Below are 14,356 nucleotides of genomic sequence, written 5' to 3'. Positions count from 1 at the left end.
ATGCCTTGCATGAGGCAAATCACCTATCAGTATTTCAAGGCCCTGAGAGGGCCATTCTGGGGCTCTTTCAAACGTCTAAATAGATATGGGCAGTTGGTGCAGCGGGCGGCAATGGACGGCTCGAAAAAGGTGTGTCGAGGAGTGTGCTTCGTTCGATGTGGATTCGCTCGTCGAGACGGTTGAGTTCCTTGAGATTTGCCCTCTTATCTGGTGGCGTTATGACGGTGAGGACCCTCAATGGGGCAGCTGGGTTGAAAGGGACCCCGGCGGGCTGCTCATCGGCCTTAAACGCGGGAAGATTTGCGAAGGTGACGTTTATCCGGTCGAAAGGACTTCCCTGCCGAACGGTGGCTTTCGCAACTGGTGGATTTGTCCCGGTTGCAGCAAGCGCCGAAAGAAGCTCTATCACACACCCGATTACGCGGCTCTTCGGTGTCGAGTGTGTTGGGGGCTTCGTTACCAGTGCCAACGGCAGAACCATCGTTGTCCGCGTTACGCGATTAACGGGCTCGGAACCATGGCGTATGAGCTTATGACCGAAGTTGCGGTGATGGACCGTTTGGAGCGGCGTTGGGCTTATCAGAACAAAAGGAATCAAAGACGGAAAGACCGGCGCGGTCGAGTCTGATGTCGCGGCGATTTCGGTAAATCTGGGAGAAAGTGTGGAGCCACAAAGCAGGCCCGTACAAATTCGTTTTGGCGAATAGACCGAGTGGGACAGTGTAGTTGTTACATATGTCTCTTGTGACTTAAACACTTGTAAAGACAACTTAGGCGTAACAGTAACATGTGTCTACAACTCTCGACACGGGTTATTGAACCTTTAATGAGTTCCGTTAGTGATACTCAGGACGAGCTTTCCTCTACGCAACCCTGCAAATTCTCTTACTGGCAACCAGGACAAATGTCTCAGGTTCACTCAAGTTCACGCTAAGTCCACGTCCAGAGTCATTACACGCCAGTTCGGATGTTAGCCCATCAGCGATGTTTTTCACACAGAATCATGTACCTTCCGTGCTTTTTTCAGAATATCCGAAGAGTCCTTTTCGCATCTTTCTGAGACGCTTTACATTTGTAATGGGGATGGCATATAGTTATAGGTCCGATGGCGTGCCTTTATCGTGGATTTTGCAAAGATTCAAGGTAAACTTACACTTCGTTCAGAACGATTCTTGAATTCAGGTCTCGCAATCTGTTCGACTCGCGCGATTTCGCTACAACAATTTTGACTCTTTGGGTCATGGTGCTGGATAATCGCGCTCCACATCGTGGCCCATTTCTGTTTTTGAGGTGAGGCCCCTGACGAACTAAAAAGCCGACCGGGCCCCGTTAAGGCCCGAATCGGCATGTCTAAAACCCTTCAGGAGCAATAGACATGTTTCAGTGTAATCAAAAAAGTAAAACGAAAACAGCATTTAAGTTCAAAACACGGCATCAGACCCTTCACACTGCGGAGGGTCGAGTCATCGCCCGAGTACAAACCGACGACCAGGGTCGGCTTTATTCGACCAAGCGTATTTCGGTCGAACGCCACCAACTCCGAACGCCACCGGCCTTTGCCATGGACGTTTCGGCATTGAACGAAGCTCAGAAGCTCGGAGTGAAGTATCACCAGCTCCAAGACCGAGAAACCGGCCAATACTTCGTGGCTTGGCACCATGATTTTATCAAGCACGGTTTTCCAGTAAATCGGGGTTTCAATCCTCAAACGGCTTTGGGGCTTGCATGGTGGCAAAAGCGGCCTCAACCCTCCGATTATGGACCACAGCCGAAACCACCGGCGGCGGCGCTTCAACAAGACCTCTTCGGTGATGGTATGGGGGTGGCGGCGTGAGCAACCTCAATGAAGCAAAGAGGCTGCGAAGCCTTGGCCTCAATGTGGTTCCTGTGGCTCACAGAGAGAAAACTCCAAGCATTGCCGACGGAAACGGGAGAATTCGCCGGATAGCGTGGAGCGGTTACCAAGCGAGCATGGTCCCTGAATCGAATCTCGAAAGCTGGTTCTCTCGTGATATCGGCATGGGTGTCATGTGTGGTGAAGTCAGCGGCTTTCTGTGTGTGCTTGACTTCGACCGAGAGGGGACTTATGAGGCCTGGAAGGGCCTCTTCCCCGCTTGGGCGGCTGTACTGCCGACCGACCGACGTGGGGACCGATATCACGTCTATCTTCGCACTGAGGGGCCTTTGCAGTCCTCGACCTTCAGCCTTTGTGGGGACCACCAGTCATGCGGTGACCTCTTAGCGCAAGGGAAATTCGTCGTCATGCCCCCGACCATTCATCCCGAAGGCGAGACTCGCGTTTGGGTGAATCCTATTAAGGAACCGATTCCGGTCGTTTCTTTGGCTGAACTCGGGGTCGAGGTGCCGATACGTGCTTCTGTTAGTCCGGCAGAGAGAGTTCAGGTCGAGAGAGCGCCCGATGGTTCTATGCGGCCAGGAGACTGGTTTAACGAGAACGTTTCTTGGCGAGAAGTCTTAGAACCCCATGGGTGGGACCTCACGGGCATATCAGGTCGAAAGGAGTATTGGCGAAGGCCAGGGGAAAGGGCCGGTACTCATAGCGCGGTTGTAGGGTTCGCAAATAAAAACCCGAATTGGTTTTTCAACTTCTCACCTAACTCTCACCCCTTTGAGCCTAACAACTGCTATTCGCCGTTCGCGGCGTACGCGCTTTTGAACCATGGCGGAGATTTTTCGAAGGCGGCCAAGGCCATCTTTGAGGCTCGAAAATCGACCGTGCAACTTCATCATCCCTCTATAGAAAAAGAAAGTTGGGAAGACCTCGACTTTGCCAACTTTTCTTTTTGTGGTGACTTCCAAGATGAGAATGGCGAGGGCTTGGCAGTCCAGAGCTTTGAGGAGGTTTTTGTGGCTATGCCGGAGTACATGCAGGAGAGCGAGGAGCGTGGCATGGATTGGATAGTTGAAGGGCTTTTGCCTGCTACCTTTCTTGCCCTGCTTGCTGGAGGGTCGAAGGCTGGGAAGTCGTGCTTTGCGACGGCTCTGGCTATGGCCGTGGCTAAGGGTGAACCGTTCCTTGGCCTTCCGACGACTCGGTGTCCGGTCATGTGGTTGGCGGTCGAGGAGAGTCAGACCGAGCGGGCTTTAGTGCTGAAAGAGTATGAGGTGACTTCAAACCTGCTTATCAGCCACTACAAGTTCTGCCTCGAAAAGCCAGCGGACATGTATCTGTTGCGGCAGTGCATCCGTCAGTCAGGGGCTCGTCTTCTGATTATCGACCCTCTCTATGCAGCCACCAATACTGACACGCTCTCAGACGGTCGGCAAGCTCGGAAGGTCCTCACGGGCCTTAAAGAGCTTTGTGCCAGTGAGAGAATCGCCTGTGTGCTTCTGCATCACATCAATAAGAACGTTGCGTCTGGCATGAACCGTGAACGTATGGCCGATTCCAACCAAATTCTTGCGGCGGTCTCTCTTGACCTGCTCATGGAGCATGAAGAGAACTCCGACGGAACCCGCTGGATAACGCTTCATGGCGCGGGTCGAGGCGATTTCAGCCGTCGGGTTTGGACCATCTACTCTTCGGGACCGGCTTCGTACGAGTTGCGAGAAAAGCCCGATGGAGTATCAAAGTCAAAGTACTTTGCTGATGAGAACATCTTGAGTGAGCTTCGAGAATGCCCTGAGGGGCTCACCAAAGATGAGTTAGTAGAACGAACAGGCCAAAACGCCAAAACCCTCGGGAATCGGCTTTCAGAGCTGAAAAAGGGGCGAGCTATCAAAGTCATTGGCAAAAAGCGCCGTGCTGATATCTACTCTCTGAGTGAAGAGCAAATCGCGGCGTAGATTTCGCGGCGAAAACGTGTATCATAGAGCAGCTGATTCGCGGAAAAACGGGGTGTTTTCGAAACGCTTTGTTAAGGAGTCAGTTGCTCCATTTAGGTTCAAAAAAGGCGTTGGTGGACCGTGTAGGGCTCGAACCTACGACCCGCTGATTAAGAGTCAGCTGCTCTGCCAACTGAGCTAACGATCCAACGTGAGGAGTATTATACTCCCAACGGTTTGCAGGATCAATTTCCTCCCCTCCAACCGAGTCGTTAGGACCAATTCCACGCCATGAGCTTCTCCATCCGACTCGCCACCCAGGCCGACGCCATCGCCGCCGCTGAAGTTGTCCGTGCCGTTTACGACGAATACGGCTTCACCTGGGACACCGGTGGCTACCATTCCGATCTCTACAACCTCCAGAGTCACTATATCGACCAAGGTGACTATTTTTGGGTGGCAGAGGATGAATCTGGAAAGATCGTCGCCACAAACGTCCTCACCTTCCATGAAGCTATACCCGGCTCCCACGGACACGTGGTCAAGCATGGTAGCAAATACAGAATTGCGGGCACCGAATGCGCGCTGAACAGGCTTTACGTCCACCCGGATGGCCGCAGGCAGGGGATCGGACAAGCCATGATGCAGGTGACGATGGATGCGGCAGCCGACCGAGGGAAAACGGCCATCGAAATCTGGAGTGACAAGAAGTTCGAAGACGCCCACCGGTTGTACATGCGTTTTGGAGCGCTCATTGCTGGTGAACGGATCTGCGATGACCCCGATGAGAGCCCAGAGTGGGGCTTGTTCTTAGAGCTGTAAACACCCGAACGTGCAACTGATCGGCACAAAAAAATGGGGCCGGATGAACCGGTCCCCAAAAGCATGGAAACGTCCCTTATCTTTCCATGCAAAGCCTAAATTGTCGTGATCGTCAAAAGTCGTTAGAAAGTCGGAGGCTTCTTCCCGCCACCGCCAGCCTTTCCAGTCCCAGCACCAGCTTTGCCAGCTCCTGCTTTCCCGGCATCGCCGCCGCGTCCTGCTCCGGGGCCTCTCTGAAATCCGTTCTCTTTAATCCACTTCTGCCAAGCTTCCTGATACTTTTTGTAGGTAGCTTCGCCCATGACCTTTTTATAGGTTTCTTCGTGGGTCTTACGAGCCTCGCGCATGGTATCCATGGCTTTTTGACGCTGTGCTTGATCCATCTGTTGACCCGGCTTGCGGGCATCTCGGAGCTTCTTCGTAACAGCTTCTTGCTTGTCGTCAGCGGCTTTAAGCTTCGTCATCTGGTCTTTGCTGAGCTTCAGACTGGTGAGAATCTTCGTCTTAGCTTCAGTCATCTTCTTGACCATGGCTTCGCGGTCGGCCTGGCTCATGCCCTGACGGTCACCTTGGCCTTGACCGGGCTTGCCCTGTCCGCCTTGCCCGCCGTTCTTGGGTCCTGCCCCCTGGCCAAATGAAGTCGTCATAGCTGCGGCGAACGCAGCGACTGCACAAATCGTAAGAAACTTTTTCATCCTAATTTCGAACCTCCGATCAGTATCTAACCGGCTAAACGACAAAAGGAATCCAAGGTTCAGTGATATGCTTCAAAGGTTCTAAAAAAAGGACCGTGCCGCAGATTTGGTGATGAGTTCGTGAATTGCATCATTGCGCGATGCCTCAAACTCTGCAGTCGTGCCAAGGAATGTCAGCTTGCCGCCATCCAAGAATGCCACGCGATCGGCAATCCGAAACACAGAACTCACGTCGTGGCTCACCACCAGACTCGTCACGTGATACTTGCTGTTCACTTCGGCAATCATCGAGTCGATGGTATAAGCCGTAATCGGGTCTAATCCGGTTGTCGGCTCATCGTAAAGCATCACTTTAGGACGAAGCGCCAATGCTCTTGCGATGCCAGCTCGCTTACGCATACCACCACTTAACTCAGCCGGCATCAGGTCCTCCGTTCCGCCAAGACCCACCGTCTCAAGAAGCTCCTCACACAGCGCAAACTGCTCGGATTTGCTCAAATTCGTATGCCGGCGAACGCCAAAGAGCACATTGTCACGGACACTCAGATAGTCAAACAGCGCGGCGGATTGGAACACCAGCCCCATCTGCAGCCGTGCTGATTCGGTGTTAGCTGAAACATCGACACCACCCACTTCAATCTGGCCCTCGGTTGGGCTTATCAGGCCAGTGATGCATTTGAGCAGCGTGGTCTTCCCTCCCCCACTGCTGCCCATCACCGCTACGATCTCACCCTCCTTGATGGCCAAATCAATCCCGTCGAGCACGGTCTTCTTGTCAAACCTCTTAATGAGTCCGGTTACAGAGATCGCGCTCATGATTATTCAGTGGTACGCCGCAGACTTGTTGGACTGACTCCAAAGCGCTGTGTAAAGGCGCGGCTAAAGTGTGAAAGTCCTGAAAAACCTACTGTTGCGGCGACCTGAGTAACGGGCACATCACCCTCCACGATCAAGATCTTGGCTTGTTCAAGCCGAATCCCGATCAGATAACGGTGGAAGGGCTGTCCGGTTGCCTTCCTAAAGAGATACCGGAAATGACTCGTGCTAAGCCCAAGCTGCTCGGCTATATCATCGTCCGCTAAATCCTTCGAGTAGTTGCGGTTGATGAGGTTGATCGCGCGGTCCATCAAGCGGTCACCTTCCGAGGAAGGTTCACTCATAGCACTCGTAGCCACATCTTCGGCAACTCTGCGGGCTTCCCTGGCGATGTCAGACAGTTCGGACAGTTCGTCGAAAGCTCGCGCGGTCTGCAACTGAATCCTGTGCATGCTCCTTGAGCCACCCATCTCAAGCATTGAGGCTGTTACAACCGCAATAAAGGTAAGCGCTTCTCCACGAGCCTCGTCGAGATCATTCGCGCTCAAGACCGCATGCTCAAGCTGGTCAAGCGCCCTGCCAAACCGCACACGATCGCCTACCCGCATCACCCCAGGGAGATCCGATAGCGAAACACCACCACCACCAGAATGAAACGGGCAACCGCTTTCACCAGGTTCGTACTCCAAGATAACGTCAAAGAGAACAAAGGATGCTGGCGTCCCCAAGTCACGAAAGTGCATCGTCGTTGGCGCAGGTCCGTCAGGAACATCTACGGATAACTCATCAACCCGATAGGTTTTCCCTGAAATCCTTGCCGAACCCACAGCGCGCAAACTAGTACCATCGCCAAGAATTCGGTCAGCTCTGTCAAGCTCCTTGGCGTCGTCATAATGGCGACGACTCAGCAGGTCGATTCTCAACAGCGGCTTCGCCTGGTCACCGACCGTAAACATCGCCCCTATCGAGCCTGAACCCTCAATCGCCGCATCGGCCCATTGTGCAAAGATGCCAACAAGATAGACCCGTACTAACCGCTCCGGCGTCTCAGGAAGGTCAATCTGTACCGAAAAAGGGAGGGCTCGGTCTGGGTGCCCCCGAGTAGGGCCGCCGTTACTTTTCCATGCGGGCAACCCCGATGGCTCCAAGGGCAATCCTTCCCCACCGTTGTTCCACGAGATATCGGAATAGCCCCTCCCAAATTCGGCAAGTACGAATCGGCTTTTCTTAGGTCGAACTCTCATGCTTAAAGTTAGAAGCCGTGCATCGAAGGCACGGCTTACTCAGGATGACGTCAAGGCACCCTATTTGGGTGCATTTTCAAGCTTCAGCGTGGTGTGCGCCAAGTGCCCAAAGAGGTTGCTACGAATTCCCTTCACGCGCGGGCTGATCAACTCAGCATCGCGTTGGTAGTAGATCGGCACGATTACAGCATCGTCCAGACCAATATCCTCCGCTTGAGCGTAAAGCTGCTTGCGTTTCTCTGGATTGAGTTCGGTATCCGCCATCGCACAAAGCCGGTCGTACTCCGGGTTGTGGTGATTCAGACGGTTCTCAGGCCCGTAGCTAGCCAACAAGAAGCTGAGATAGTTCTCAGGGTCCAGATAGTCGGCGGCCCATCGCATATGCACAAAGGGCTGTTTCTTGGCGTTATTCTTCTCAAGGAATGCGCGCCATTCCATCGTCTGCCCCTTTGCGTCAATGCCAAGGTTCTCCTTGATCATCCCTGTCACAGCAACAGCGACCAACTGAATGTCTGGGTAGCTCTCTCGATAATAGATCGTGAGCTGAGGGAAACCCTTCCCGCCCGGATATCCGGCCTCAGCGAGTAATTGGCGCGCTCTATCGGGGTCATACGGAAGCGCCTTCGCATCCTTTCTGTGCCCAAAAACACCCGGAGGCACCAAGCCATTGGCGACGCTGTTCACGCCCTTCATGAGGCCGTTAACAATCTGATCCTTGTCAATCGACATCGCAATCGCTTGGCGTACGCGCTTGTCGCGGAGCGGAGGAAGAACATCGGCGTTGAGACCGATGTACCAAGTAGAAGGTCGCTCAAAGAGCACCAGGTCACCAGCAATCGCCGGGTCCTTCTCTACACCTTCGATATCTTGCCGCTGAAGCTGCACAAGGTCAATCTCTCCTGCCTTGTACTTGTTCAGACGAGTCGCAGCATCTTTGATAACCGGGCGCTCGATCTTTGCAACGGGCGATTTACCGCCGTGATAGTCCTCAAAAGCTTCTAGAACGGTCACCTGCTCCTGGACATATTCGGTGCATTTGAACGGCCCAGTGCTTACCATCAATTCCGGCTTGTTGATTTCTTGCCCCATCGGAACGATGTCTTTATCGAGCACCGCACTGACGATGAACGTCAGCTTGCCCAAGAAGTAGGGTCGAGGCTTGTCGATGGTGATCGTCAAGGTGTACGGATCAACGACCTTGATGCCAGTGATGTCGTTAGCTGTGCCCGCGCACTTTTCACGGACTCCAACGATATCGGTCAGGTACACACCCGCAGTCTCGTTCGAAAACTTGTTGGGGTCGGTCTTGTAGCAGTTGCGCTCGAAAGTCCACTTAAAGTCCTCAGCCGTCACCTCTCGTCCGCTATGGAACTTCACGCCTTTCTTGAGATGGAACGTATAAACCGTGCCGTCTTCCGATATATCCCAACTCTCAGCCAGTCGGGGCTCAACCGTATTCTCGGTGCTCCATCCGACGAGGCCCTCATAGACGTTTTGCAGAAGGTCGATCGTGTCTCCATCCTGCACAACACCTGGGTCAAGGGTCGTTGGGTTGTTGGGAATCGGATATCTAAAGACGTCTCGTTGAGCGCTCTTTACACGATCCGAAAAGTTGCCTTTGCCACATCCAGCTACAGCCAAGAGAGCGGCGAACACCAGCAGAATTCCTGTGTACCTCATGATTAAGGCTTAGTTTACACTCCATTTGTCGGCAGGTTCGCGATAACCTGCTCGTTTGCCTGTAAAGCGCTTTCGGCAAAGTGCCTCCAAAACGAAAAGAGCGCTCTCAGGCTGTCTTCGGCGTATTTCAGTTTTGGCGGCGGCTCCTCAATCTCAGCGACCTTGGCAAGGCCATAAAGCACCTCAGCGCGCACAAGAAAACGATCTCGGAATTCGGATGCTTCGTCCGAGGTCACATACCCACCGGCAGACGGCGATACAAACGCTTGAGCTTCCTGTACCCCTACTCCAGATACAACAGACAAGTTCCAAACGGGTTGAAAGCCACTCAACTCCATCAGCTTCAGCTCAGCCCAAATTAAGCTCACAATTGGGCGTTCAGCGACCTCGATGTAGCGTAGCGCCTCGACCAAAAATCGAAAAGCCTCGGGAGCTTCTTGCCCGTGGGGTAGCACAGCAGCCGCGATTTCAGTCAGAGCCAGTGCGAATGTGAGTCTGTCGTAGTCCGCGCGCAAGCCTGGGTAGGAGGTGATCGGTTGTGCCTGCGTAACGAACCAGGTCTTGCGCCCCGTGGCCAGATTCATTGAGCAAACCGAAAGAGGCTCGGATATCCCTGCGAGCCTAGACCCGTGCTTGCGAGCTCCCTTGGCAGTGACGTCCATCACCCCAAGTTCGGCAGTCAAAAGAGTAAGACGCCGGTCGCTTTCTCCAGCGTCCCGGCGTCTTAAGACGATTGCATGTACGTTTGCAGTCGCCGACAGGTCTTAGCCTCCCGTAAAGATTCGCAGCAGCGAATCGCGGAACCACTCGATCCACACGAAGTACATGCGGTCGATCAGGAGGGCGAAGCGGGTCATAACGGTCGATCCGAAGATCGCGCCGAATCCAACCATCAACAGCCAGCGCCCCAGAACGGTTGTCTTCACCATCATCTTGTTCTTGATGTCAAAGCTGAACAAGAAGTAGCTCATGACGCTTAGGAGCGTGATGAGGAAGATGATGTTGTTGACCGCTTGGCTGAGGAATACATTCTCGGCGGCGTGTTGCGTGATTCGAGCAGCATCCGCTGCACTTGCAGAGGATGGAGCAATCGGCATTGTCAGCGAATCCCACGCGGTCGGCACAATCGGCTTGAGCGAGTCTTCGATCTGTGGCTTATAGCGCGTGATCCAAGCATCAAGTTGCTGGCCAGCCCAAAGACCGAGGATAACTCCCACCGGGATGCGGCTGATCCAGTTGTTCTTCTTGCTGACAACGAAATACGCCATGATGCCGAGAGGCAGCAGGAGTGCATATGCCCAATATCCTGGCATCGCCTCGTTCCCCTCGCTCACGATCTTCCCGGTCATCTTGTCGTACCAAGTCGCCTTAAGCGTCTCTGCAAAGAGGGCGACCGCGCCCCAGCCTCCAGCCAGGCCAAGGAAGATGTGCTCAACCGTCCTGTAGAACTTGTTCTCTCGGTAGAGAATGCTGTACAGGCCAAAAGTGCAAAGCACGCCAACAGTCAGTTTGATAAAGGTGTAGCTGATCACTTGCGTGCCCCTCTCTTAGTCAAAAACATACCGACGTTGCCAACTATAACGGCTAAGACCATCAGAATCATCGCCGTGTGGAGCGAGCCGTAATAGCTCATTCCCCTGGCATATCCCGCTCCTGGCAAAGGCGGCGCGGGATCACCGGGCACGGTCATCGCCCCGTTGGCTCCGTTGGGATCGATGCCTTTCACCATCATTGCTTCGAGTTCCACGACACCAGCCAACCCAATCGCAAGCCCCTTCACTTGATTCGACTTGTAATAGTTCAGGCTCTCAGGGCCCATAACTCCCGTAACCGTTGCGGCGACCGTCACCTTGTCACCAAGACGTTCGTTGATGATATCAATCGTCTTCGAGCCCGTAAGGTTCAGAAGAAGCGGAAAGTCTCCTACTCCCTTGATATGGGATAGCACCGGCGATTCAAAGACGGGACGACGAACATTGTTTGGATCTAAGTCTGTTCGACCGTTCCAAGCCGTACGAACGTTGTTTGCCATCGCTTTCGCAAGGGCTTCGCCGCTCGGGAAGTAGCCGAGATCCACCCAGTCTTCCCACTTCTTGTACTCCGTTTTCTCCAGGGCTCCTCGCTCAGCGTTGATCCGCTTGATGACGTCACGAGCGACCTGAGGAGCCTGAGGGTCTGCCACGCTGATAAGAGCAAATTTGATTTTTCGCTCCATCAGGATCCGAAGGACCGCTTCAAGCTGACCCATGCTCTCGCCGCGAGTCGACTTAGTAAAGTCAGACTGCAGAATAATCGACGAACCCTCGGGCAGCTTCATCAGCACCCGATAGAGCGATGCCGTGCTCGGCGTAGCTGTGATTGGAATCTCCGTTGGGAAGAAGAGCGGAATCGAGGCCAGAACGATCAACGTCGCATATAGCCACTGACGAGGAATCATCGTCATCTTTTCAACGAAGCTCACTTTGGGAGTGGTCTGTTCTTCAGCCATTAGCTCGTCCCTCCAGTTTTTTCAAGGCTAAGCCACAGTCGCAAGCCCATCGCAAGCGTTCCAAGGCCAATGCCGAAGTCCATCGCCCGGATACTCGGGGTTTGGATGTTATCCCTCACCCATCCTGAGAGCGCGGAAAGTTTTAAGTTGTTTAAGAAGTTGTTGACGTCGCCTCCCGTTGCGCTGTTGATTCCATTGTCGATACCCATCACAAGCGCTCCAAGGAGCGAGAGGATCATCAGCAAGGCGGCAGCGAGAAGAATCGTCGATTCTATCGAACGGATTCTAAAGGCTCGATAAGCCGCGCTAAGAATAAAGAAGGCGATGATAGAGAACATGCCTGCTTCCATCTCTTGCAGCATGCCGTCGAAAAGGAAGTCTTTACCCGCATAGGCCAACGTCGTCGTGATATCGAACGTTGCTGGCGCATTCTGCGTGTACATGTCCATCGTCATGTAGAACGTCGCATAACCGAAACCGATCATCGCGATCATCGAAATCAGCAGAACAAGACTGTATGGCCAGTCAGGCTGCATCTTGAACAGCCGCCGAACGTGAATCCTCGCAAGGGAGAAGATTCCCAGACCAAGGATAAACGCCACAAGAATGTTCGTGAAGTCGTTGACGATCGGAACCGCGTCGCTGATCCAAAAGCCAACGTTTTCAACGAATCCATCAGGCAAGTCATTCGGGCCTCTGAATGCGGGTTTAGGCCAAAGAAAAGCCACAACCCAGAAAGCGCCCGCAACAAATATGAACGCGGCTGTGATTGGACCGCGGGCTCGGGTTGGCGCTTTGATCAAGGCAAAGATCAGAGCGACTCCTATAGCCAGGCCCATCGCAGTTTTCAGCCACAGCGCCGAACTGCCCGCAGGCGCGTTCCACATATTAAGTGCTTGTCCAAAGTACATCAATTGGCGCCTCCTGCGGCTTCAGCGGGTGCCGGTTCGGGAATCTCCTGAAGTCTTGACTTATATTCTCGAATCACACTCACCTCGCCCGTCTCAGCGTCTGTGACCACCAGGTCCTCATAAACTCGTGTGTATACCCCCTCTGAAACGGTCCATGAATGCCACACTCCAGTGACATCTGCGACTGCGTCCTCACCTCCGGCAACCGGGGTGGTCGCTCCAGGAATCTCAGTCGCTCTCAGCCTTGCATAGTCCTCAATCGAGGCGTACTTCTTTTCCCCAGAAACGGGCTGGCCCTTGACGATCGTGGCAGGGTTAAAAAGCATCTTGACCGTCGTTTCGCCCTTGCGCATTTTGTGCGCATCGTCCGTGACCCGGGTGTAATCGGGTGTCACCTTGTATTGGATAGTCGTGTTCAACTGAGCTGTGTTTACGAACGCGCCGATGATGATCATCGCCATGAGCGTTAACTTGCCCCAGTCTTGACCGATTAAACTTCCCACAAGGACCGGCTCTCGGGTCAGGTACGCGCTTGCCGCATAGAACTCGTCCGCAATAAGAACGTAGTCACAAGCCGCGATAAAGAACGGCGTCTGTGTGTTCTGCGTGGAGCCAGCGATCTGGATCGCGCCAATCGCATTTGCCGATTCGGCAAAGATCAGCGATTCAGCGAAGAACTCACCCAGGAAGAACGTTGCCGCTGTTTTTTCACGATTGATAATTCCTGAAACTGCCGCCGCAAAGGCGAACTGCCTGTCGCTCAAGAAGCGCACCGAATCTGGATCGTAGCGATCCATCATGCCCTCGCGCTGATAAACGTCTCTGACGATCTCTTGCGCCACCGTAAAGACTGGAGGCACCGCGCAACACACCCGAATTGGGGTTGCGAATCTTGCCGCCATCTTTGTGACGTGAGCGAAGATGTTGAGCGCTTGCATCGAGTTCGCGTTGAGGTCTCCCAAACCAGGCACCATCAGGACGGGGCGACCCATCTCAGTGGCACGTCCAACAGCTTCCTCAATAGCGTTCAATCCGGAAATACGGCGTATGAACAGATCTTTCCCGCGCTTCGAACGGGCGATATTCACGAGAATAAACGCCGCGATCGACAGCACGATAAGGATTCCAAACCAACCTGTGCTGAGGTATTGCATGACTTACTGACTAACTCCTTCCGCGGGCGCGGGCTTCTTCTCCAGTTCTTGGATCAGCAGCTCCACGTTCTCGCGCTTGGAAAACACTTGACTATAGTTGTCCAGATTCTCAAATCCTATGAGAGGGACGAGGAAAGGTGAAAAAACGATGGAAGTCTGTGCCGCAATATTCGACAGCGGCCTGTTCATCTCCAAAAATAGAATAGCTGGCGCTTCCATATGGCGCTTCTTGATCTCATGAGCCGCCTTGCTTACAAGCTCCTGAACCTTTTCGTCGCTTACTTCCTCAGTCCAAAAGTCCAATTTCTCCGCTCCATCGTTGAGTTATTGCGTTTAGGACGTCTTCCTTGTTCCCATCGAATCGCAAAAAGACACCACGAAACTGGCTCAGTTTCGATTCCTTCTCCAAAGGCGATAGTTTAACACCCAAATCCGATGCCAGAACCCGCTTCACTGCGCTCCACTCCATCGCGGTCGTGCTCAACCCGACTCTTGCCGAAGCGCGGTGATCATCTATCCGATACTTGATTGGCATCCAAAAATCGGCGGTCGCCAGCATGATCGCAACAAACCCGATCACCCCCATGACGAGGCTTTGCAGCAGAAAGATACCGACCAGGCCCGCAAAAAGAGCAGCTGTCAGTACCACCCAGAACTTCTGGGGTTGCTTTTTGTGAAGCCGAATCTCCCACACAAACGCATTCCCCGAAGCAGTAGCTTCAGAACGCGTGTTGTCGGACGTGTGTTCGGCTTGGGTCAT

At 53.5% G+C, this 14,356-nt stretch carries 15 protein-coding genes and 1 tRNA gene; 4 read left to right on the top strand and 12 right to left on the bottom strand.

The features are described 5' to 3' along the window. Nucleotides 1-157: 157 nt before the first annotated feature. The 3 genes from KF784_08670 (at nt 158) to KF784_08660 (ending at nt 3,807) form a co-directional block, all read left to right on the top strand. Nucleotides 158-628: a hypothetical protein gene (locus KF784_08670; protein MBX3119123.1), complete on the top strand. Its 471-nt coding sequence runs from the start codon at nt 158-160 to the stop codon at nt 626-628. 747 nt (nt 629-1,375) lie between these two features. After that, nucleotides 1,376-1,834, top strand: coding sequence for a hypothetical protein (locus KF784_08665; protein MBX3119122.1), 459 nt, complete (start codon nt 1,376-1,378; stop codon nt 1,832-1,834). Beyond that, nucleotides 1,831-3,807 carry an AAA family ATPase gene (locus KF784_08660; GenBank protein ID MBX3119121.1) on the top strand — a complete coding sequence of 659 codons (1,977 nt, stop codon included), beginning with the start codon at nt 1,831-1,833 and terminating at the stop codon, nt 3,805-3,807. Before KF784_08665 ends, KF784_08660 begins: the two co-directional genes overlap by 4 nt. Nucleotides 3,808-3,918: 111 nt before the next feature. Here KF784_08660 and KF784_08655 read toward each other — a convergent pair. Further along, a tRNA-Lys gene (locus KF784_08655) sits at nt 3,919-3,994 on the bottom strand. Between the two features lie 83 nt (nt 3,995-4,077). On the opposite strand from KF784_08655, the gene KF784_08650 reads away from it, so the two are divergent. Continuing rightward, nucleotides 4,078-4,608: a GNAT family N-acetyltransferase gene (locus KF784_08650; GenBank protein ID MBX3119120.1), complete on the top strand. Its 531-nt coding sequence runs from the start codon at nt 4,078-4,080 to the stop codon at nt 4,606-4,608. A gap of 122 nt (nt 4,609-4,730) precedes the next feature. On the opposite strand, the gene KF784_08645 is transcribed toward KF784_08650, so the two are convergent. The 11 genes from KF784_08645 to KF784_08595 form a co-directional block, all read right to left on the bottom strand. Further along, a complete protein-coding gene (locus tag KF784_08645; GenBank protein ID MBX3119119.1) occupies nt 4,731-5,303 on the bottom strand; it encodes a hypothetical protein in 573 nt (190 codons plus the stop codon). An 81-nt stretch (nt 5,304-5,384) separates the two neighbouring features. Further along, nucleotides 5,385-6,119: an ATP-binding cassette domain-containing protein gene (locus KF784_08640; GenBank protein ID MBX3119118.1), complete on the bottom strand. Its 735-nt coding sequence runs from the start codon at nt 6,117-6,119 to the stop codon at nt 5,385-5,387. Nucleotides 6,120-6,121: 2 nt separating this feature from the next. Beyond that, complete coding sequence (locus tag KF784_08635) at nt 6,122-7,363, bottom strand: helix-turn-helix transcriptional regulator (protein ID MBX3119117.1); 1,242 nt, start codon at nt 7,361-7,363, stop codon at nt 6,122-6,124. 60 nt (nt 7,364-7,423) lie between these two features. Then, nucleotides 7,424-9,043: a peptide ABC transporter substrate-binding protein gene (locus tag KF784_08630; GenBank protein MBX3119116.1), complete on the bottom strand. Its 1,620-nt coding sequence runs from the start codon at nt 9,041-9,043 to the stop codon at nt 7,424-7,426. A gap of 14 nt (nt 9,044-9,057) precedes the next feature. Then, on the bottom strand, nt 9,058-9,804 hold the full coding sequence (gene recO, locus KF784_08625; protein ID MBX3119115.1) for a DNA repair protein RecO: 747 nt from the start codon (nt 9,802-9,804) through the stop codon (nt 9,058-9,060). 3 nt (nt 9,805-9,807) lie between these two features. Further along, a complete protein-coding gene (locus KF784_08620) occupies nt 9,808-10,575 on the bottom strand; it encodes a hypothetical protein (protein MBX3119114.1) in 768 nt (255 codons plus the stop codon). After that, a complete protein-coding gene (locus KF784_08615) occupies nt 10,572-11,531 on the bottom strand; it encodes a hypothetical protein (GenBank protein ID MBX3119113.1) in 960 nt (319 codons plus the stop codon). Before KF784_08615 ends, KF784_08620 begins: the two co-directional genes overlap by 4 nt. Beyond that, a complete protein-coding gene (locus KF784_08610; GenBank protein ID MBX3119112.1) occupies nt 11,531-12,442 on the bottom strand; it encodes a hypothetical protein in 912 nt (303 codons plus the stop codon). The genes KF784_08615 and KF784_08610 overlap by 1 nt, the downstream gene beginning before the upstream one ends. Next, nucleotides 12,442-13,596, bottom strand: a complete 1,155-nt coding sequence (locus KF784_08605) for a hypothetical protein (protein MBX3119111.1) — start codon at nt 13,594-13,596, stop codon at nt 12,442-12,444. The genes KF784_08610 and KF784_08605 overlap by 1 nt, the downstream gene beginning before the upstream one ends. A 3-nt stretch (nt 13,597-13,599) precedes the next feature. After that, entirely contained in the window at nt 13,600-13,899 is a 300-nt protein-coding gene (locus KF784_08600) for a hypothetical protein (GenBank protein MBX3119110.1), read from the bottom strand. Beyond that, nucleotides 13,883-14,356 carry a hypothetical protein gene (locus KF784_08595; GenBank protein MBX3119109.1) on the bottom strand — a complete coding sequence of 158 codons (474 nt, stop codon included), beginning with the start codon at nt 14,354-14,356 and terminating at the stop codon, nt 13,883-13,885. The genes KF784_08600 and KF784_08595 overlap by 17 nt, the downstream gene beginning before the upstream one ends.

The sequence above is a fragment of the Fimbriimonadaceae bacterium genome, from assembly GCA_019638775.1.
Classification (GTDB): Bacteria; Armatimonadota; Fimbriimonadia; order Fimbriimonadales; family Fimbriimonadaceae; genus JAHBTD01.
This window is presented reverse-complemented; position numbering and strand designations above follow the sequence as displayed.

Bases quoted from the DNA above. Each gene is read 5' to 3' on its own strand.
- KF784_08605 (MBX3119111.1), bottom strand. From the start codon at position 13,596: ATGCAATACCTCAGCACAGGTTGGTTTGGAATCCTTATCGTGCTGTCG.
- KF784_08645 (MBX3119119.1), bottom strand. From the start codon at position 5,303: ATGAAAAAGTTTCTTACGATTTGTGCAGTCGCTGCGTTCGCCGCAGCT.
- KF784_08610 (MBX3119112.1), bottom strand. From the start codon at position 12,442: ATGTACTTTGGACAAGCACTTAATATGTGGAACGCGCCTGCGGGCAGT.
- KF784_08595 (MBX3119109.1), bottom strand. From the start codon at position 14,356: ATGACCCAAGCCGAACACACGTCCGACAACACGCGTTCTGAAGCTACT.
- KF784_08640 (MBX3119118.1), bottom strand. From the start codon at position 6,119: ATGAGCGCGATCTCTGTAACCGGACTCATTAAGAGGTTTGACAAGAAG.
- KF784_08635 (MBX3119117.1), bottom strand. From the start codon at position 7,363: ATGAGAGTTCGACCTAAGAAAAGCCGATTCGTACTTGCCGAATTTGGG.
- KF784_08665 (MBX3119122.1), top strand. From the start codon at position 1,376: ATGTTTCAGTGTAATCAAAAAAGTAAAACGAAAACAGCATTTAAGTTC.
- KF784_08615 (MBX3119113.1), bottom strand. From the start codon at position 11,531: ATGGCTGAAGAACAGACCACTCCCAAAGTGAGCTTCGTTGAAAAGATG.
- KF784_08650 (MBX3119120.1), top strand. From the start codon at position 4,078: ATGAGCTTCTCCATCCGACTCGCCACCCAGGCCGACGCCATCGCCGCC.
- KF784_08630 (MBX3119116.1), bottom strand. From the start codon at position 9,043: ATGAGGTACACAGGAATTCTGCTGGTGTTCGCCGCTCTCTTGGCTGTA.